The 19,516-nt window shown below is 50.8% G+C and carries 16 protein-coding genes and 2 pseudogenes; 11 read left to right on the forward strand and 7 right to left on the reverse strand.

What is annotated here, in order from left to right:
• Positions 1–150: 150 nt before the first annotated feature.
• From L1D47_RS14475 to L1D47_RS21175, 7 genes are all read left to right on the forward strand, one after another.
• Positions 151–1,464: an MFS transporter gene (locus tag L1D47_RS14475; protein WP_239885781.1), complete on the forward strand. Its 1,314-nt coding sequence runs from the start codon at positions 151–153 to the stop codon at positions 1,462–1,464.
• A 247-nt stretch (positions 1,465–1,711) separates the two neighbouring features.
• Complete coding sequence (locus L1D47_RS14480) at positions 1,712–2,839, forward strand: hypothetical protein (RefSeq protein WP_239885782.1); 1,128 nt, start codon at positions 1,712–1,714, stop codon at positions 2,837–2,839.
• A 163-nt stretch (positions 2,840–3,002) separates the two neighbouring features.
• Positions 3,003–4,637, forward strand: a complete 1,635-nt coding sequence (locus L1D47_RS14485) for a methyl-accepting chemotaxis protein (RefSeq protein WP_239885783.1) — start codon at positions 3,003–3,005, stop codon at positions 4,635–4,637.
• Positions 4,638–4,785: 148 nt separating this feature from the next.
• Positions 4,786–5,037 (forward strand): hypothetical protein, encoded by a 252-nt coding sequence (locus tag L1D47_RS14490; protein WP_239885815.1) that lies wholly within the window; start codon positions 4,786–4,788, stop codon positions 5,035–5,037.
• Between the two features lie 165 nt (positions 5,038–5,202).
• On the forward strand, positions 5,203–5,700 hold the full coding sequence (locus tag L1D47_RS14495) for a hypothetical protein (RefSeq protein WP_239885784.1): 498 nt from the start codon (positions 5,203–5,205) through the stop codon (positions 5,698–5,700).
• Positions 5,670–6,035, forward strand: coding sequence for a hypothetical protein (locus L1D47_RS14500; protein WP_239885785.1), 366 nt, complete (start codon positions 5,670–5,672; stop codon positions 6,033–6,035). Before L1D47_RS14495 ends, L1D47_RS14500 begins: the two co-directional genes overlap by 31 nt.
• Before the next feature lie 142 nt (positions 6,036–6,177).
• Positions 6,178–6,309 (forward strand): hypothetical protein, encoded by a 132-nt coding sequence (locus L1D47_RS21175; protein WP_275661465.1) that lies wholly within the window; start codon positions 6,178–6,180, stop codon positions 6,307–6,309.
• A gap of 270 nt (positions 6,310–6,579) precedes the next feature.
• Here L1D47_RS21175 and L1D47_RS14505 read toward each other — a convergent pair.
• A pseudogene (locus tag L1D47_RS14505) lies at positions 6,580–7,137 on the reverse strand (hypothetical protein).
• A gap of 464 nt (positions 7,138–7,601) precedes the next feature.
• Here L1D47_RS14505 and L1D47_RS14510 point away from each other — a divergent pair.
• Positions 7,602–8,408, forward strand: a complete 807-nt coding sequence (locus L1D47_RS14510; protein WP_275661466.1) for a molybdate ABC transporter substrate-binding protein — start codon at positions 7,602–7,604, stop codon at positions 8,406–8,408.
• A 64-nt stretch (positions 8,409–8,472) separates the two neighbouring features.
• On the opposite strand, the gene L1D47_RS14515 is transcribed toward L1D47_RS14510, so the two are convergent.
• The 5 genes and pseudogenes from L1D47_RS14515 to L1D47_RS14535 all read right to left on the reverse strand — a co-directional run bounded on the left by L1D47_RS14515 (position 8,473) and on the right by L1D47_RS14535 (position 15,274).
• Positions 8,473–9,813, reverse strand: coding sequence for an amidohydrolase (locus L1D47_RS14515; protein ID WP_239885786.1), 1,341 nt, complete (start codon positions 9,811–9,813; stop codon positions 8,473–8,475).
• Positions 9,814–10,025: 212 nt separating this feature from the next.
• Positions 10,026–12,462 (reverse strand): annotated as a pseudogene (locus tag L1D47_RS14520) (TonB-dependent receptor).
• Between the two features lie 243 nt (positions 12,463–12,705).
• Positions 12,706–13,236, reverse strand: a complete 531-nt coding sequence (locus L1D47_RS14525; RefSeq protein WP_239885787.1) for an outer membrane beta-barrel protein — start codon at positions 13,234–13,236, stop codon at positions 12,706–12,708.
• 220 nt (positions 13,237–13,456) lie between these two features.
• Positions 13,457–14,197 carry a cytochrome b/b6 domain-containing protein gene (locus L1D47_RS14530; RefSeq protein ID WP_239885788.1) on the reverse strand — a complete coding sequence of 247 codons (741 nt, stop codon included), beginning with the start codon at positions 14,195–14,197 and terminating at the stop codon, positions 13,457–13,459.
• Positions 14,198–14,350: 153 nt separating this feature from the next.
• The gene (locus L1D47_RS14535; RefSeq protein ID WP_239885789.1) at positions 14,351–15,274 is read right to left on the reverse strand and encodes a choice-of-anchor H family protein; all 924 of its coding nucleotides are present in this window, start codon (positions 15,272–15,274) and stop codon (positions 14,351–14,353) included.
• Between the two features lie 262 nt (positions 15,275–15,536).
• Here L1D47_RS14535 and L1D47_RS14540 point away from each other — a divergent pair, with 262 nt between their 5' ends.
• From L1D47_RS14540 to L1D47_RS14550, 3 genes are read left to right on the forward strand one after another with little or no spacing between them, the layout of a single operon-like run.
• Positions 15,537–15,854 carry a PepSY domain-containing protein gene (locus tag L1D47_RS14540; protein WP_041509228.1) on the forward strand — a complete coding sequence of 106 codons (318 nt, stop codon included), beginning with the start codon at positions 15,537–15,539 and terminating at the stop codon, positions 15,852–15,854.
• 26 nt (positions 15,855–15,880) lie between these two features.
• Positions 15,881–16,561 carry a response regulator transcription factor gene (locus tag L1D47_RS14545; RefSeq protein WP_239885790.1) on the forward strand — a complete coding sequence of 227 codons (681 nt, stop codon included), beginning with the start codon at positions 15,881–15,883 and terminating at the stop codon, positions 16,559–16,561.
• Between the two features lie 17 nt (positions 16,562–16,578).
• On the forward strand, positions 16,579–18,033 hold the full coding sequence (locus L1D47_RS14550; protein WP_239885791.1) for an ATP-binding protein: 1,455 nt from the start codon (positions 16,579–16,581) through the stop codon (positions 18,031–18,033).
• A gap of 42 nt (positions 18,034–18,075) precedes the next feature.
• On the opposite strand, the gene L1D47_RS14555 is transcribed toward L1D47_RS14550, so the two are convergent.
• The gene (locus L1D47_RS14555) at positions 18,076–19,389 is read right to left on the reverse strand and encodes a diguanylate cyclase (protein WP_239885792.1); all 1,314 of its coding nucleotides are present in this window, start codon (positions 19,387–19,389) and stop codon (positions 18,076–18,078) included.
• Between the last annotated feature and the right edge of the window lie 127 nt (positions 19,390–19,516).

Genomic DNA, 19,516 nt, shown 5'->3' on the forward strand with positions numbered 1-19,516 from the left:
GTTTACAAAATGTAAATAAGATAAAATAACAGCGCAGGTAATAGATTATAAAAATTAAATGTACAAATTTAACTCTATGTACATTTTAACACCTGACACAACAAGACAAGTTGTGATTTTAATTAACAAGTTAAGTCGGTGGTTAGAAGCATGAAATCAAAGAAAAGTTTCGATGATTTGGAGTTTACTCCGCTTCATAAAAAAATAATGTTATGGGGAAGTGGTGGTCCCTTCCTCGATGGATATGTCTTAGTCATCATTGGGTTAGCCTTACAGCAGCTTACACCAGCGTTAGAACTGGACGCCCAATGGATTGGCCTCGTTGGCGCCGCAACCTTGGTCGGTCTGTTTATTGGCACGGCACTATTTGGTTATGTCGCCGATCTTTTCGGTCGCAAGCTGATGTTTATGATAGACATCATCGCCATCGCAGTGCTCTCCTTCGCAACCATGTTTGTCTCCTCTCCTCTGGAGTTGGTTGTAGTACGCTTCTTGATAGGTATCGTTATCGGTGCAGACTATCCTATCGCCACCTCAATGGTTGCCGAATTTTCCCCAACCAAACAGCGTGCCTTCACCATGGGTTTCATCGCCGCCATGTGGTACGTGGGCGCTACGGCCGCCAACATGGTGGGTTACCTGCTGTACGATGTACAAGACGGCTGGCGCTGGATGTTTGGCAGTGCCGTCATCCCCTGTTTAGTCATCCTACTCGGACGGTTCCACCTGCCTGAATCCCCAAGATGGCTACTGAAAAAGGGACGCACCGAGGAGTGCAAGCAGGTAATGAACCAATTTTTCGGTAAAGACATTAGCCTGAATTTTGAAACGGCAGAGCAAACCAAATACAGCAAACTATTTGAGCCGGTATATCTGAAACGCATCTTATTCGTTGGCATCATATGGACCTGTCAAGTGATCCCTATGTTTGCCATCTATACCTTTGGCCCACAAATCATCGAATTACTCGGTTTCACCGACGGCAAAGATGCCGCTCTGGGCAATATTGTCATCAGTATATTCTTTATGGCAGGTTGCATCCCAGCTATGTACTGGCTCAACTCTATTGGGCGTCGCCCACTACTGATCGGCAGCTTTGCGATCATGACCGCATCGTTGGCGTTGCTAGGGCTCGTCAATACTCCAAGTATCTGGCTGATTGTGGCGGCCTTTGCCATCTATGCCTTCTTCTCAGGAGGCCCAGGGATCTTGCAGTGGCTTTACCCTAATGAACTGTTTCCAACAGAGATTCGAGCCTCTGCGGTGGGAGCTGTGATGTCTTTCAGTCGCATCGGCACCATTATTTCAACCTACGGATTACCGCTCTTTATGGCTAGCTACGGTATATCGGCCACGCTACTGGTGGGTGCAGCTATCTCACTGCTTGGCCTATTGGTATCTGTTCTTATGGCCCCCGAAACCAAGGGACTGGCGCTAGAAACAACCAGTGCAGCCGACTTTTAATAGGTACTTTATGACGAAACAATATCCATATTAAAAACAAGGATAAATAGATTAATAAATAGCTGACCAGAACATTAATTAATCAAGAAATAAAACTATCTATAAATCATTACCACTCTTGCTGAGTTCAGGTAAGGAGGCTTTACACACCTTGAAAACAACTGGATATATAATTCTTTACATCAATAAAGAAAAAGCAATAAGTAAATAAACAGCAACACAGACAAATAATTAATTTGGAAATATGATGATGAATAAAAAAACATTTTGCCTTTCTATTTTAGCCAGTGCCATAGCTCTGAGTGGTTTCAATACTTTTGCTGCTGAAGAGGATGGAATTAATATTCACGGTGCCGTGCGTATTAATTATGCCTATAAAGATTACAGTGAAAGCTCTAAAGATAAAGGCGGTGACTTTACTTTCAACATGGCATCGCTAAGATTTGATGGCAAGCTAGGAAACTGGGGCTTGAAATCAGACTATCGTTTCACTGCTGATACCAATTACATCAAGTATGGTTACGCCTACTATGATCTCAACCCAGAGTGGCAATTACAGATGGGTATCAACCAGGTGCCTTTTGGTAACAGAGACTATATCTCAAATAGTTACTGGTTCGGCCTGCCCTACTACCTGGGCTTCGAAGATGACTATGACATCGGCGTAAAGGCCACCTTCGAGCGCAATGGCTGGCATACTGACATGGCCCTCTACAAAGGCGCCGAGTACGGCCCAACCGAGAACAAGCGTTATGCGGCCGATCTCTACACAGGCACCATTAACGGTACCGAATACAACAACGAAGAGACTAACCAGGTTAACCTGCGTCAAACCTACACCTTCGAGCATCAGGGAGGCACAACCACTCTGGGCGCTTCAATCGAAGCAGGTCAAATCTACAATGCCAAAACAGGCAATAATGGCGATCGCTACGCCGTCGCCGCTCACCTAAATACCGATTTTAACGGCTGGAATGTTCAACTACAGGCAATGCAGTATGAATTTAATGCCGCCGATGCCGTCGATGACAACAAGATCGCCGTATCTGTAGTGAGTTGGCAGTATGAGGTAGCCTCTAAAGGACAAATCTATAACCTAAACATCGCTAAAACCATCCCAACAGATTGGGGTAGCATCAAGTTCTATAACGATTTCGGTTTGATGACTCCAGACGTTGAAGATAAAACCTACGACAACAGTATGCAAAACGTCTTAGGTGCCGCGCTATCGGCGGGCCCAACCTACACCCATATCGACTTTATCATGGGTAAAAACATGACCTTCTCTACCGCCAACAACGACCACGTCGGTCTACCCGAAGTGGGTGATGATTGGGACAAACGTATCAACATCAGCATGGCCTACTATTTCTAACCGCCAGTGTGGTCAATCGGCTATCGGACACCACCCTCATTCGATAGTCGATGACCACCTTTAGGGTCAGCTCCGAGTTCGTTTAACGCTGTACGACTACCTTTTGGCCCAGCCTTCGCCCCGTCGAAGGCTTTTTTTAATTTATCAATGAGGTTATCAGCGCATGTTCAAGCTTAAAAACCTAGCCGTTAATCACAAGATAGCGCTCGCCTTTAGCTGTATCGCCGTTGCCATCGTGGCCCTCAGCATGATGCTAATTTCGGGACTCAATCAAACACGTGACAATATTCTTACCCTGACGGATGAGGTGCTGCCCAACGTCTTGCTGGTCGAGAAAATTAAGTTTGTCACTATCTTCATTCGCCGAGATCAATTCAGTTTTCTTCCCAGTATTGGCGACCCCGAAATGAAGAGCTGGATGCAAACGACAGACGATATGATCCAAGATGTCACTAGGATGATCGACTCCTACGAGAAAGCCATTAAAACCGACGCCGAGCGTCAGGCGTTTATACAGGCAAGAACACATTGGCGCGATTACCTCGCCGCCCAGAGTGGCTTTAACCAGATAGTGTTAAAACAAGATTTAGCCGGGGCAAACACTTACCTGCTCAGTTCATACAAGCAGTTTAATAAGATGCAAGAAGCCCTAAACCAGCTCACCGCCATCAATGTGACCCGTACCGAAGCCGACAGAGTCAGCACCCTAGAAGGTGTGAGTCACACCAGCATTAAAACCTATATAGGTATCGCCGCCGTATTTGTACTTATGGCATTGATGACACTCTTACTGGGCAGGCAAATTCGCGCACCACTGCATGCCGTGATGCAGATGGCTCAGGCGATTGCCAGTGGTGATCTGACCTACAAAATAGATCGCAAGCAGATAGGCACAGATGAATTCGGCCAACTAGCCGATACCTGTATCAGCATGCAAAACAATTTAACGGCCTTGGTAACTCAGATCAGTGCCGCGGTAGAGCAGCTAAGCACCTCTACCGAAGAGGTCAGCGCCATCTCTACCCAGTCTTCTCAAGGCATGGCCGCGCAGCAAAGTGAAATCACCATGGTCGCCACGGCAATGCAGCAGATGCAGGCCACTGTCAATGAGGTCGCCATGAACACAGAGGAAGCCTCTACATCGGCCAACGCCGCCAATGACTTTGCCGACCGAGGCAACCAAGAGGTCAAACACAACATCCAGGCCATCGAACAGGTCTCCACTGTGATCGACGAGGCCGGTGAAATGGTGGCGCAACTGGAGAAGGACTCTGCCAGTATCTCCATGGTCGTAGACGTGATTGGTGGTATCGCCGAACAAACAAACCTGCTGGCGCTCAATGCCGCCATCGAGGCAGCACGGGCCGGCGAGCAAGGCAGAGGCTTCGCTGTGGTTGCCGACGAGGTGAGAACCCTGGCCGGCAGGACTCAAGATTCTACTCGTCAGATAGTGGAGATTATCGAGCAGCTGCAACAAAGAGCCGTCGAGGCCGGCGGCGCCACCAAACAAAGTTGCGAGATGATTCGTCGCTGTGTGTCACAGAGCCTGGCAGCTGGCGATAAGATAAGCGAAATCGAAGTCGCCGTAGCACAGATTGCGGCGATGAACATTCAGATCGCCAGCGCTTGTAGCGAACAAAACTCGGTGACCGAAAACCTCAGCCAAAATATCGAACGAATCAATGTCTCCTCGGCGGAGGCTGCTCAGGGTGCCAGCCAGACGGCCCAGGCCTGTATTGAGTTAAGCCAACTATCCCTGGAACTAAAAACCATGGTCGATCACTTTCAAACGACCTAGGGTTCCCTCCCGCTGCGATGATAGCTATCTGGCCCTGTGGTATTTCCCCCTGGGCCTTTCTGTTTCGCTTAACGAATAAGATTGCAATACAATGACACTTCATTCTCTATTCGCTTCAACTTTAACCACTAAAAATAACAGAATAGCCATGGCCCGCCCCAACAAGAAAGCCCCCAGCCGCAGCGTCGAAATTTACTGCGCCCAATGTAAGACGCGCCTGTTCAAATATCGCAAAGGAGGAAAAGGTACCCTGGTCAAATGCTTCAAGGAGCGCATCGTTGAGGACGACACTCGTACGAACTGTCACTGCCCAAACTGTGAGCAATGCTTTGCCCGTGACACCTTGATAAGAGGCGTACCCGCTTTTAAGATTATCGGTGGCAAAGTCATAATGAAATAGCTAACCGTTTGCGAAGTAAGGTAAAAATATTTAGTCTTGGTTTAAAACCATTCGCAGTGGCTAAAGAAATCGTAAACTAAAATGGATCACCCCATGGTATTCGCCAAGCGCTCACAAAACGTCTCGATTGCCAGCCCTGGGTTAACATCATGGCTAAAACTTGCTATGAGCCGGACCAGGCTCATGCTCGCCGCCCTGGCCTTGATACTGTTTAGCGTTAATAGCAACGCCTGCGAACTCATCATGGGCTATCGCACCAGTGAGCGCCTGCCCTACATACATGCCGAGCCGGATAATCAGGGGCTCTATCTTGCGCTTTATCAGCTAGCCAGCGAGCGAATTGGTTGTTCACTTAAGGTGTACAGGGCACCCAAGAAGCGAATACTCAGGGCGCTGCGGCTAGGCAAGGTGGATTTCTACCCAGGCTTTGGCTTTACCCAAAAGCGTAATCATTATGCTTACTTCATTGCCAATGTTCTGTTCGAGAGATACACGGGGATCAGCCACGCGGGAATAGAGGAAATAAACTCACTCAATGATCTAGTCGGCACCCCCTACGTGCTGCTCATTTCTCCCGGCGGCTATGATCTCGATGGCATTCCCAAGGGGTCATTACACGCCGTCCACCCGAGATGGATGCCGCTCAGGCCTTTGAGCTGTTGAGCACGGGTAAGGGGGACTTTTTCAGCTATGACGAAACAACACTAAGGTATGAGTTGGCACACCATCCTCATCCAGAGCTCAAGCTTCACCCCAAATGCAGTGAACCGATGCGCGACATGTACCTGGGTTTTTCCAGGAAGAGCCGATACTTTAAAGCGATACCGAATCCAGAATTCTCCCCCGAAAAGCCTGAGTCCATTGATAATAGGCGACTGCTACTCGCGTCAGACAGCAAGGCTCATGCGCTGGCCATTGAGCTGGCAAAGATGCGCGCCAGCGGCGAAACAGAAAAGATTAGAGGGAGCTTCTTCACCCCATCCCAGGTCAGCCACTAAGCCGACTCGGCGCTTACTTCGCCGCCGCAAATGACTTTATTGTGTCACAAAAAGCAACTATCCTATTGGATGCAGCGATGGCACCAGTAGGCCAAGCAGAGTCACTGCATAAGGAACAGGTCAAACAAACTAAGGGATGAGTATGAACGCACTTATCAAGGCATGGAATGCCACACCAGAACTGATTAAACCCATAGTCGTGCTGTCGTTATTGGGCTTATTAGGCATTGGCGCCTTTTTCTGCGGCCAGCTGATCGGCCTGCTGATCTATTAATGCTTATGTTAATGCTTGTTTGAATGGTTAAGGATTGAACAGAATCCATGATACCTTAGGGCCTGTTGACCTTTTGAGAACAATTTTTGTTCTAATTGAGCACGTTCAAATCACGGCATGAGGCATGAGGCTTGAAATATAGTTATTCTATATAAAAGCCGAGTAACACAGCGTTGAACGTGCTCAAGACGAACCCTGCAAAAATGAACGCGAAAGATAAACAGGCCCTAGGCAATCGGCAGACTTAGGATTGCCTAGGATCGCCAATGGCTACTCTCTGTTTTGCATGAAATCTTCGCTGAAGTCGGTTGGCCAGTACTTATAGCCTTGCACCGTCGCCTCAGCCGCCGCCCCCATCAGATTGACCTGGTAGGTCTTTACCCCGTCGAGATCCACAGATTAATTGGCCGACATCTGCTCATCATTTTCCTTGTATTTGGCACTGGCCTCGGCCTGGGCCTGGCCCTCATAACCCGAGTCCTTAAACCTTTGTAGCGCATCAGGTTTCAAGAACGCCTGCACGAAGACCATCTGCTTCCAACCTATCCCCGCTCCCACGCCGCCGGTTGCAAAACGATAGTAGCTGTTGCTGCCCCCTTCACTGAGTACACAAATTCCACCACCCGTAGACAAGGCAAACAGATAACTGTTACTGCCTGTGCAGACCACATGGGCGATCGAATTGGCCACGGCCGATTTGGCAGCGGGATGCTGCGCATAGATACTGGTCAGAGCCTCCTGGGTCTCCTGGCGCGCGTTGGCCTTCTTCGCCTCAGGCGTGTTCCCCGTCGCACAACCCGCAACAAGTGTTACCCCGATAAATGCCATAAGTGTTTTTTTGTCGAAAATGTAAACATACCAACTCTCTCTTAACGCTAGCACAAAATGCGCAAAACAATATTAACCAACTGAATATAAAGCAAAAATTTAATAGGCCGCGTAATATAATCAACCCCTGAGACAAAGCAACAACGAGGAGTCATTTATGGGATCTCTGTACGAATTTTATTCACCCCCCCTAGATGCGTGCCCTACACTCGTCCCCTTCACTCGTGTCCCACATGAGAAGGCGATAGCCGCGCAGGGCTCTCAAGCCCCAAGATGTGGCTAGCGCAAAAGAGGTAACAGACGCCAAAGAGGTAACAAGCGCCAAGGCGCGACATTTTGTCTCGCCACAGCCTTAATTCAGCGATCCCTGTAGCAAGTTAAATGCCCTGCCAAATTCCCCTATTGCTCAGAGAGTAAAACTCGGGTCTGATAGGCCCAACTATGACGAACAGGGATTTTTAATCATGAAATATCAGTGGTTTCTCGGCACGCTTTTCATCGCAGGAATGAGCACTCAGGTAGTCGCCCACGAGGCGCCCATAGAGTTTCGCGCCGCCGGCAGCCTCAAGGCGGCCATGACAGAGGTGATAGGTGCCTATCAGGCCAAGAGCCATAGCGAGGTTGCGCCTCAGTTTGCCCCTTCGGGACTCCTCAGATCGCGTATCGAATCGGGGGAAAAGGTAGATCTGTTCGCCTCGGCGAACATGAAACACCCGACGACCCTGAGTAAGGCATCTCGCAGCGGCGATGTGGTGATGTTTGCCCGCAACAAGCTCTGCGCACTGGCACAGCCGGAAGTGGCGCTCACCAGCGACACCCTGCTCACCCAGATGCTAAACAGCAAGATACGTCTTGGTACCTCTACGCCAAAGGCCGACCCTGCCGGCGACTATGCCTTTAAGGTCTTCGAGCGCGCCGAACACCTATCGCCAGGCGCCCAGCAGCAGCTCGAGACCAAGGCGCTGCAGCTCACGGGAGGCCCTGACAGCGCCAAGCCGCCAAAAGGCCGCAACCCCTATGGCTGGGTGATGGAGAACAAGCAAGCGGATATCTTCCTCACCTACTGCACCAACGCCGTGTTGGCGCAGAAGGAAGTTAAGCCCCTGAAGATAGTCCAGCTACCGGATAACCTGAGTGTCGGCGCAAACTACGGCCTGACCGTAATTCAGGATGCACAGCCACACGCCGCCGAACTGGCGCTGTTCATCTTGTCGCCTCAAGGACAGAAGATTCTGGCCAGCTACGGCTTCGATACACCGACACTGCCTTAACTAAATGCCAAGGGGCTGATGACCACCAGCCCCTTGATTATTCGTCACAGCAATAGCAATTGAATCACTCCTGCTTGAAAAGATCGAGCGCCGCCCGGCTCATCGCCTGAACACCCGTCTCTATGGTAACAGGGTGATCCGGTGCAAACTTGCTGGAGTGTAGCGAGGATAGACTCGCGCCCGACGCCTGACTGGCGTCATAGTCGGCCACAGGCACGGCGCCCAACCAAAACAGGGTAATAGGTCTTTTGGCCGGCGTTAGCCCATACAGACCAAAATCTTCGCCCGCCATCACAGGCGATGCCTCCCAAACATTGTCCTCCCCCAGCTGCTTGGCGATACTCGCTCTGACCCTAGCGGTTTGCGCGGGGTCGTTGTAGGTCGACGGAATACTCTCCTCCTGATGCACATACACCTCTGGCCATTCGGCCTCGGTCAAGCCCGCGCTAATGGCGATCCCCTGAGTGAGGCGCTTAATGGCAGCGATCTGCTGCTCTCGCACCTTAGGGTCATAGGAGCGTAGCGTGAGTTGTAGCTTCACCTCGTTGCCTATGATGTTATGTTTCGAGCCACCGTGAATGGAGCCTACGGTGATCACATTGGGCGCCAGTGGCGAGACTTCCCGGCTGACAATGGTCTGCAGGGCCAGTACGATGCGCGCCGTGAGCACCACAGGATCGACCGTGGTATGAGGATAGGCACCATGGCCGCCGCGTCCCTTAACCCTGATATCCACGGAGTCCACGTTCGCCAGGGCATAACCCGGCGCTATCGCCACCTTACCGGCAGGCACAGAGGCGCTGACATGTAGGCCAAGGATATGATCCGGGGTCGGGAACTGGCTAAACAGCCCCTGCTTCAGCATGGCCTTGGCGCCTCCGCCCACCTCCTCGGCTGGCTGAGCCACCAACATCAAGGTGCCCTGCCATTGATCTTTTTGCTTGATCAGCTGCTGCGCCGTGCCTACCAGGTTGGTCATATGCACATCGTGGCCGCAGGCGTGCATCACCCCCACCGAATTGCCCTGGGCGTCTATGGTGGTGACCTTAGAGGCGTAGTCTTTGCCCGTCTCCTCGACTATCGGCACGGCATCGGTATCGGCGCGGATCATCACAGTCGGCCCCTCGCCGTTACGGTAGATCCCCACCACACCATGGCCGCCAAAGTCCTGAGTCACCTCTATGCCCAGGGCCTCGAACTCGGCCGCCATCCTCTCGCCGCTGCGCTTCTCATGATAGGAAAGCTCCGGGTGTTGATGCAGATCCAGATAGAGGCTCGAGAGCGCTGGCATGGCTTGCTTAACCGACTGCGACAGCCCCTCACTCTGGGCCCAGAGGCTCTGGCTAGTGCTAAGGGCTACCAGGGCGCCCAGCAAACAGGATTGATGAATGAATTGGCGTAACATGCTTGACTCCATTGCCTAAATTTTTTCCACAAGACCTCCAGCATAGCGACTCTTAGCGACGAAACCAATCCAGCTCTTATTACCGCCCCCATACACCAGCAGTGAGTAGAAGGAGCGCGTTGCCCTCCCTTGCCATTTGCCCTTATCCAATAAAAAACGCAGCCAAGGCTGCGTTTTTTATTGGATTAAGGGCGCAAAATGATAGAAAAGCGCTATAGGCGGTAACTTAGACTCAACTTGGCATTGCACTCGGCGCCCGGCATGCCACCTAGGAACATGGCTTTTTCATAGTATTGCTCATCCAGCAGGTTGTTGACGTTCAGCTGTACCTGCCAATTGTCGGCCTGATAACTCACCGCCGCATCCATCACTGTATAGCTAGGCACGTAGCCATCTGGGATACCAAATGATGAGGAATGTGTGCTGCGATCATCGACATATTTTGCCCCCAGGCTGATATTGAGCGCATTGGGCAAATTAAACCAGTCGGCACCATAGGTGACCCAGGTACTTGCCGTCACATAGGGAACCCCTTTCTGGCGACTATCGAAACTACTGCTATTGGGATCTTGTTTGTCCCTGGCATCCTGGTAGACACCATTGAGGTTAATCGACCAGCGATCGCTGAGATGTGCATTCAGATCGAGCTCAACCCCCTTGGTCTCTTCACTGCCATCATAGAAGTATTGCGGCACATCTGGGCCTGAGACCCCGGCTTCGTAATCCTTGTTATTGTATTGCAGATTGGTACGCGAACTCTCAAACAGGACGATTGAAGCCAGCATCTGATCATCAAATGCCTTAAAGCGCACGCCAAGGTCATTGCTGATAGACTCAGAGTCTTCTCGATCCGTGCCATCCCCCTGCAGGCTACCCAATATGCTATACGCGGTGCGTCCTTTGGAGTGATTAATGAAGAACGACAGGTTTTCGCTCGGCATATAGGTGACGCCCAAATTGTAGGTCACCCCATCGTCTGAGGTATCGGCTTCAGGCGTCGGTTCCGCACGGCTGGCACTGTAACGCGCATCGACACCATAATGCTCATAGCGTTGGGAAATATCATTGAATGCGATACCCACACGCGTCGTAATACCGAAATCAAAGTAACCAACGTGTTGCAGCCCTAACCCCCATGCTTGCACCTTCTTGTCATAGTTACTGGTCATCAGCGGATCGTAATCTTCAAACGTCCCCTGGGCCCAATTGGGTGAGCGGATGTCAAAAATGTAAGGTAACTGCCCCTGGTAGATCACCTCACCGCTTTATTCTTGATCACCTTATCCGCATCATAGATGGAATATTGTTTGAAGCGGATGTTTCTATCTTCAAAATTTGCGTTAACTAACAGCTCATTATCAATACCGGCAAAGGAAAAGTCATAACGCAGATCGGCAAAGTACTGCCAGGATGTCTCATCGGCCTCAACCTGGCGATATTCCTGACGACGGGCGGCAAAGGGATAAAGCACATCATCGACAACTAATGGCGCGCGAGGATCGGCATTGATCGTCCCGCGGCGGTTCCAGTACACATAGTTATACGCCCCGGTCTGGCGGGAAAAACCTGACTGATAGTCGCGATACTGCAACTGCTGATTAAGGAACAGATTATCGGCGAAGAAGATGTTGTGAGTCAGCTTAAACCTTAGCTCCTCGCCCTCGTTGTCTTTCGCCATGGGGGAGATGATCCCCGCCTCACCGAAAGCGTAGGGCGTCAGTCCATCGCCAGTAGCGAGGGAGTCGGCCAGCTGTTGGCGTTGGGCTTCTGTGAGCTGTAATCCCGCATTAGATGGGTCGTTGACCAAATCTTGCCAGCTCACCTCTCCTGCGGTTTTTCCGCCTACCGAGGCCGCATTGTAGATGCGAATGGGGTGCCCGATAGAATCCACCGCTATCGCATCTTTGATATAGGCCGCACTGAACATGATGTCCTGATCATCGCTGAGCAGATATTTCAATGAGGCGTAAGCCTCGTCCCTGTCGGTACCTATGTCGCGATAGCCATCGCTTCTGGCATGCTTGGCCACTAAACGATAGGCCAGCTTGTCTGTCATAGCCGCAGTGCTGTCTATGCCCAAGGCATAGCTATCCCACTGACCGACTTCTGCACTGAATTGGTGGCTGGCATTAAACTGCGACTTCTTCTCGATAAGATTTATCACGCCGCCCGCACTGCCCATGCCATACAGCCCGGTTGCAGGTCCCTTCAATACCTCGACCGACTCGACATTTGTCAGTGAGCGGGTCGGGTTGAAGGTATTCCCCAGCCCGGCGCCACCATACATGCCATCATAGGTGTAGTTCGCCCCAAACCACGGATCACGATATTATCGCCAATACCATAGTTGTTACCCGCCTGGGTCACACCACTGATGTTGCGCAGCAGTGCTTGTAGCTCTGTCGCCCCTTGTGTGGTGATTAACTCTTGATCCACAACCACCACAGCCGCGGGTGTTTCCATGAGTGACATATCGGATTTAGTCGCCAGACCTGAGTTCATCACGACTCGGTTCTGCCGGCCATATACGGTAATGCGTTCGACGTCCGGCGAAACTTGTTGCTCGTTACTGGTATTGTCTTGTTGTGCCGATACCGACAAGGACACGGCACACCCTAGCGCGACTGCTGATAAGCGCATCTGTTTCATCTGTTAATAATCCCCATTAGAATTGCACACAGATGATAACGATTATCAATACCGTTTCAATATGATAAAGTCAGGTGGATACAATTACGCAATCTTTGTAATTGTTTATAAAGGATTTAATTGGATTTTTTTACATTGTAAATGCAATTTAAGTGCAGGCTTTTCGATGGCATAGCTAAATTTAGAGGATAAAAAAGCAGCCCAGAGGCTGCATCTTAATCATCGGCACTAAAGCACTGACAGCTAAAACTGATAATGCACGCCTAAATAGACATTGCCCCAGTCGCTATCGAGCTGATCCGTTAGGCCAGTGGCATCGAGATCTGTGTATAGCATCTCATAGGCAACACGCACATTGACCCCATTTTGAAACGCCATGTTAAAGCCCGCGCCCCACAGCCAACCGTTGCCGTCGTAGTCCAGATCGGCCTCGACCTTAGTGGCTGCGATACCGGCCTTGATAAACATAGAGTAGGTATCATTGAAATAGTGGTGAAACTTGGCCGCGAAAGACAACTGATTGGCCTTCACATCGCCCACATCGACAAAGTTGTCGGTACGAACATAGGTGCTCTCGACGGCGAAATTCTTACTGAAATAGTAACCGCCGTAGAGACCATAGCTCATAGCAGACTCATCAAACTCTCCCGCCTCAAGCTGAGAATGACCCGCCATTGCTCCCAGGTAATACCCCTCAATATCGGCAACTGCCATCGCCGATCCCGATACGATGAGACTCGCCAAAGACAATGCTAGTAGAGATACGCGCTTCATGCTTCCCCTAGTTACGAAACAGTTAAAATGTAGCTAGCATACTAGACTAAAAATCACATTAAATTAAGCCTTTAATTACATCCTTGTTAAAAATTCGACCAAGGTATAACAAGCTAGTGAGACAAGGGATTCCCGGCCATAAAAAATGCAGCCTAGGCTGCATTTTCTCTCAACCGGCCCGTCATCTTTCGGGCAGGTCTACAGGCTTGATGGGTAGCAATTACTGCTTCTCATCCTCAGCGGGTCCAGTAAGGGGCTTGTTACCCGAAATCATCGCCGACACCAGTCCAGGCTGATGCTTGATCTCCGCCACTATCACCCCGGCCACATGCAGCACTATCATCAGGATCAGTAGATAGACGCTATACACATGCACCTCGCCGGCCAGCGACTTATAGGGCTTCAATAGCGCCACCTTCTGCGCATCGACGCCCGTGTCATCATAGGGCTTGATGCTGGCACCCTCAACGCCAGGCTGGGCGATATAATCGCTAACGGCGCCGCCAAATGGCGGGTAGTAGATGTCGGTTCCGGCGCGCACCAGGCCAGTCAACATGATGGTCAGCAACAATAGCATCATGGCAAAGATAGCCAGACGCCCCATGGGATTATGGTGCAGATACTGGGGCGACTCGCCCTTAGCCAGCTTGGCCTTGTAGCCAGATAATCCCTTGAGATCCGGAATGAACTGACTCAAGCGGGCGCTATGACTGCCGATGACGCCCCAGATCAGTCTGATAGTCAGATTAATGGCAAACAGGTAACCGACCCAGACATGCAGTTTCTTCAGGCCTATCTTGGCTTCCAGACCGCTGATGCCGATATCGCCCTTAAACAGCATTAGCATACCTATGAAGATCAGCACCATGACTAAGCCAAGGTTTATCCAGTGAAATAACCGCGTGGGTTTATCCCACACCTTGTAAACCTTCACCTCTTGATTAAATGCCTCGTGTGACATCGTCTCCCCCATTTCAGACGTTTATCCATTGGCTAATAATATACGCCTGTTGGGGGCAAAATTTTGTGAAATATGCTTCATGGCAAGGCAACTTAACCTTAATTTCTTTATGGTTAATTGTTCTCGCCACAAAGGAAGATCTCGATAACTTTATTAACCCTGCTGGCGGCGTCTGATAAGGCTCAACCAGCCCCACCCCAGTAGCCCGAACTGCCAGCCCACTGAGAGGCTACCGCCACTCACCTCCACCTCGGTGATGACTTCATCGACCACATACTCGTCGCGATCGGCGCTCTCCAGCGGCAGACCATAGAGGTCATCCACATCATCGCTGCTGATGGTAGCGACGATATCGCTGTAGCCCACCTCATAGAGGTCGATCAACACATCGTAGTGATCCGTCGGATAGCCAGTGTGCAAGGTGGTCAGCACCTCAAAATCATCATCGGTGGCATCGTCGACTATGGTGAACACATCTGTGGTGTGGTACAGCTCCCAGGGCCCGCCGTTACGACTCAGGTAGAGATCGGCGTAGACGTCGGCATGCTCGCCCACATAATAGCTGTGGACGTCGGCGTCGAAGGTCACGCTGAAGGTGCGATAGAAACCATCATAGTCGAAGTCTTCAAACAGGCGGCTACTGGCCTCATAGATAACGAACTCATGATAGATCCCCGCCTCGAGGCGCTGAGCGGAGGACTTGAGTACCTTAGTCCCAGCATCGGATGCGCCTTGCGTCAGTGCCTGACGCTCGGCAATCACCTGATCACGTGTCTTACGCGGAGCTGGTGCCACCTCTTGCTGTTTGAGCAATTCTGCGCTTGCCTGCTGCGAGTCTGTCATGCGCTGCCCTGCGCGGCTAAAACCTTGTGCCAGGGTCTGCTGATCCTGTACTACGCTGGTCGATGCAGAGCCGACTAAACCATTTAGCTCAGCGGTATTGTCGGCCGCCATCACCACGCCGCTGCCCAACATGGCCATTAAGGCAGTGGCCTTGATGGCGGTATACACCTTGCCCACTGCGGAGGGGGTATGAGTTGCCTGCTGCTGGCTATGTTTCATCGTGAGTCTGTTCATAATCAATCTCCAATTAATGGACTAGGTCCTGCTTAAGGCCATTAGAAGCGATCGAAAATGAACATAAGCTGAACATTAAAAATCAGCTTATTCAACAAGATGGCGTAAAAACAAACATTCAGCTCATGTTCATCTCCACTCCCTAACAATGAAAGAGCACGCTTGCCTATCGTCCCTGGCGAGCATGGAGATTCGCGGCATATGTTTCTTATTTTTATAGGATCTTTTACACTGTCCGAAGAATTCAACACAGGTGATTTTGATGAAACCAGCCCTAATATTGATCGCCATAGCATCACTCCTGTTTCCCCTACAAGGAAACAGTGCAGGCTATGGAATATCGGCGGCCAGTAGCAGCATCTTGATGGCGGCTCAGAAAAATACTCATCAAAATCTGCGTGTTAAAAATCGTCAGCAGGCCACCCAGATGGTAAAGGGGCGCTATAACGCCAAGGTCTTAAGCGTGCAATCTGCAAGGGTCAATGGCAACCCAGGCTACCGCGCCAAGTTGCTCAGTAAGGATGGCGTCGTCTTCTATGTTGCCATAGACGCCGTCACAGGACAGATGAGCAGACAATAAGCCTGCTTGAGAGGAAGGACACGCCGATGCGATTACTACTGGTTGAAGACGATTTTGCGCTGCAGGAAAACCTGAGGCAACACCTGCTGGATGCCAACTACACCTTAGATATCGCCAGCGACGGCGAAGAAGGCCTGTTTCAGGGACAGGAATATCCCTACGATGCCGCCATTATCGATGTGGGCCTGCCTAAGCTCGATGGTATCGCCCTGATCGCCAGGCTCAGAGAAGAGGGAATTGACTATCCCATACTGATCCTGACCGCCCGCGATAACTGGCAGGACAAGGTCGAAGGCCTGGATGCCGGCGCCGACGACTACCTGACCAAGCCGTTTCATCCCGAAGAGTTGATCGCCAGGCTCAAGGCGCTTATTCGCCGGGCGGCGGGCAAGTCCAGCCCCTTGATCCAAAACGGCCCCTACTCCCTCAACACCAGCAGCCACGAGATCAAATTTGGCGAGCAGGAAATCAGCCTAAGTGGATCGGAATACAAGCTGTTCGAGTATTTCATGCTGCATATCGGCGAGGTGAAATCCAAGAGCATACTGATCGAGCACATCTATGATCAGGATTTCGACTTAGACTCCAACGTCATCGAGGTCTTTATCAGACGCCTGCGAAAGAAGCTGGATCCGGACGGCCAATATGGCCTCATCGAGACACTGCGTGGCCAGGGCTATCGCCTCAAGCCCCTGGATAACGACTAAGGGTTCGAGATCAATTCATGAGCAGCCTGCGCGCCCCACAGGGCAAACTCAATTCTCTCAGGGTACGCCTCATTCTCAGCGCCCTGCTGCTGATCTTATTGCTGTTACCCACCATAGGCTTCGCGCTCAACAACGCCTTTAAGCAACAGGTAATGACCAACGTCAGAGAGCAGCTAAGCGCTTATCTTTATTCGGTTTTGGCGGTAGCCGAGATGGAAGAAGGTAGGCTCTATATGCCAGAGGCCCTGCTGGAGAATCAGTTCAATGTGATAGGCTCAGGCCTCTACGCAGTGATCGACAGCGCTAGCGATCATGGAACGGATAGCGTCCACCTGGGCGAAAACCAAAATGACAGCCAGAGCGATAACCAAACTGAAAGTGACCGCCAGGCCAGCGTTGAGCCCCTCTGGTCATCCAACTCCTTTCTTGGATTGAACATCACGACGCCCCTGCCCCATCCTAAGGTGGGACGCAGCGAATTTGGCGAGCTGATGTTAGAGCAGCAGCCTCATCTCATCTATAGCTTCAGCGTGCGCTTCGCGCCCACAGAGGCCCAGAGTCAGAGCGCGCCTATCACAGTGCACATCATCAAAGATCTCGATGGCGTGACACAGCAACTCAGCGCCTTTAGTCAACATCTGTGGAGCTGGCTGTTCGTCCTGATGCTGGTGCTACTGGCGATTCAATTTGCCTGGCTTGCCTGGACACTCAAGCCGTTGGCGCGCTTTAGGCAGGAGCTGGGACAGGTACAGCGAGGCGAGGCGGAAGAACTCAGCGGCCACTACCCCAATGAACTACAAGCGGTGGCCAAACAGCTCAATACCCTGCTCAGTACCGAGCAGCGCCAGCGCAGCCGCTACCGCAATGCCCTGTCTGATCTGGCCCATAGCCTCAAGACCCCACTGGCGGTGATCCAGAGCCAGAAAGATCTCAGCCCCACCTCCCTCGAGCAAGTCGGACAGATCAATCGCACCATAGGCCATCAACTCAAGCGAGCCCAGAGCGCCGCCGGTCACGCCTGGCACCTGGGGACTAAAATCAGCCTGGTCTCCGACAAGCTGCTGCGCACCCTGGTCAAGATCCATCCCTGCATACAACTCGTCTATGGCAAGCCGCCAGAAGAGCAGCATATCTTCTATGGCGATCAGAGTGACCTCACCGAGATGCTGGGCAACCTACTGGACAACGCCTGCAAGGCGGCCAGTAGCCGGGTAGAACTAAGCATTGAGTCCCAGCAGGGCAAACTCACCATCAGCGTGGAAGATGATGGTGCAGGCATCAGCCCTGAGCAACGTCAAACCATACTCGAGCGTGGTAAACGTGCCGACACCTATGAGAAGGGGCACGGCATAGGTTTGGCCATAGTGCGCGATCTGGTTGACAGCTATCAGGGCACCTTACACATTTCACAAGGCAAGATATTAGGCGGCGCCAGATTCGAACTGGTATTTGATCAACAATTTGCGCGCTAAATCGCTAAATCGCTAAGTCGCTAAGTCGCTAAGAGCGCCAGGCTAAGACTTTACAACCACCAGGCTATTGTCTTGCAACATTTCAGGCTTGAAATAGACCAGACGCTGACGCCCTTCCCGCTTGGAAACATACATGGCAATGTCGGCATATCGAATCAAGGTCTCACCATCTTGGCTGTTCTTTGGTGCCAGTGCCGCCCCCAGACTCACTTCCAAGGGCAATACTTCCCCTTGATAGGTAAAGCTTCCGCGCATTTTGTCAACGACACTTGCTAAGGTGTTATAAACCTCTTCTACACTGTTGAATTCATCCAACAAGATAATAAATTCATCCCCTCCATAACGATAAATGCGGTCGGTACGCCGCAGACTCTGGGTTAGCCTTGTCACCAAGACCTTAAGTAATTCATCACCACAATGATGACCATACTCATCGTTTATCTGTTTAAAATTATCAATATCCAAAAAGACCAGCGCCAGATGAGTCTGTGAGGCTTGCGTCTTGTCTATTGCCTCAGCGATATCTTTAAACAGGCAGAACCTATTATTCACCCCGGTTAGCTCATCAAGGTGCGCCTTTTCATGCAACTCCTGATGCTTTTGAAACACCACTTCGCTCATCTTATAAAATGACGACATCAAGTAACCTATCTCGTCATTGGGCAGGAAATCTGTCAGCCGTTGCCGCTTACCCGATTCCATACGTTTAGTGGCGTCAATTAATTTGCTCAACGGCGCAAACAGATCTTTTTTTATCAATACAAATATCGCCAACGCCAGGAAAAGGGTGACTAAGACTTCGACCGCCATGATGGTAGCGATATCGCTTTTAACCGCTTTGAATTCGGCTAAACGTAGTTCGAGTAGGCGCCGCTCTTCAAGATTAAATTCACTGATATAGTGACGAATGTTGGCCATGTATTCCTGGCCCACATTGCTACGAACCAACTGCATTCCGGCAGGCCTGTCGTGTTCGAATAGTTCGATTGATTCTTTTAACTCTGCAAGCTTACGTGCAACTTCTTTGTCCAGCCGTCCTAGCAGCTGTTGCTGCTTCGGATTGTCCTGCGTAAGCCTTGTCAGCTGTACTAACAAATCTTCGATATGACTAAGGGATCGATAGTAAGGTTGAAGATAATGGTTCTGCTGGGTAAGCAGGTAACCCCGCTGCCCTGTTTCGGCATTGGCTACCGCCAATAAAAGTTTATCTGAGTAGGCCAATAAGGTATGAGTATGGGTCACCCATCTCTGCTTCTGTTCGCTCTTTTGCTCTAAAAAGTAGGCTAAAAAAATATTGGAAAACAGAAACAGGAATAAGAGTGCCAGCAAACCTAACAGCTTTTTCTGAATACTCATCGAGTACTGACTCCCTGTCTTTACCATAGCTCATCCCCTTCAGAGGGATCATGTTTCACCTAAATGCCTCCTTTGTTTAGATCTGCGTTTTGCACTAAAAACACGCCGCTCTACTCGGCTAATGATC

Source organism: Shewanella sp. Isolate7, from assembly GCF_022398425.1.
In the GTDB taxonomy this organism is placed as follows: domain Bacteria; phylum Pseudomonadota; class Gammaproteobacteria; order Enterobacterales; family Shewanellaceae; genus Shewanella.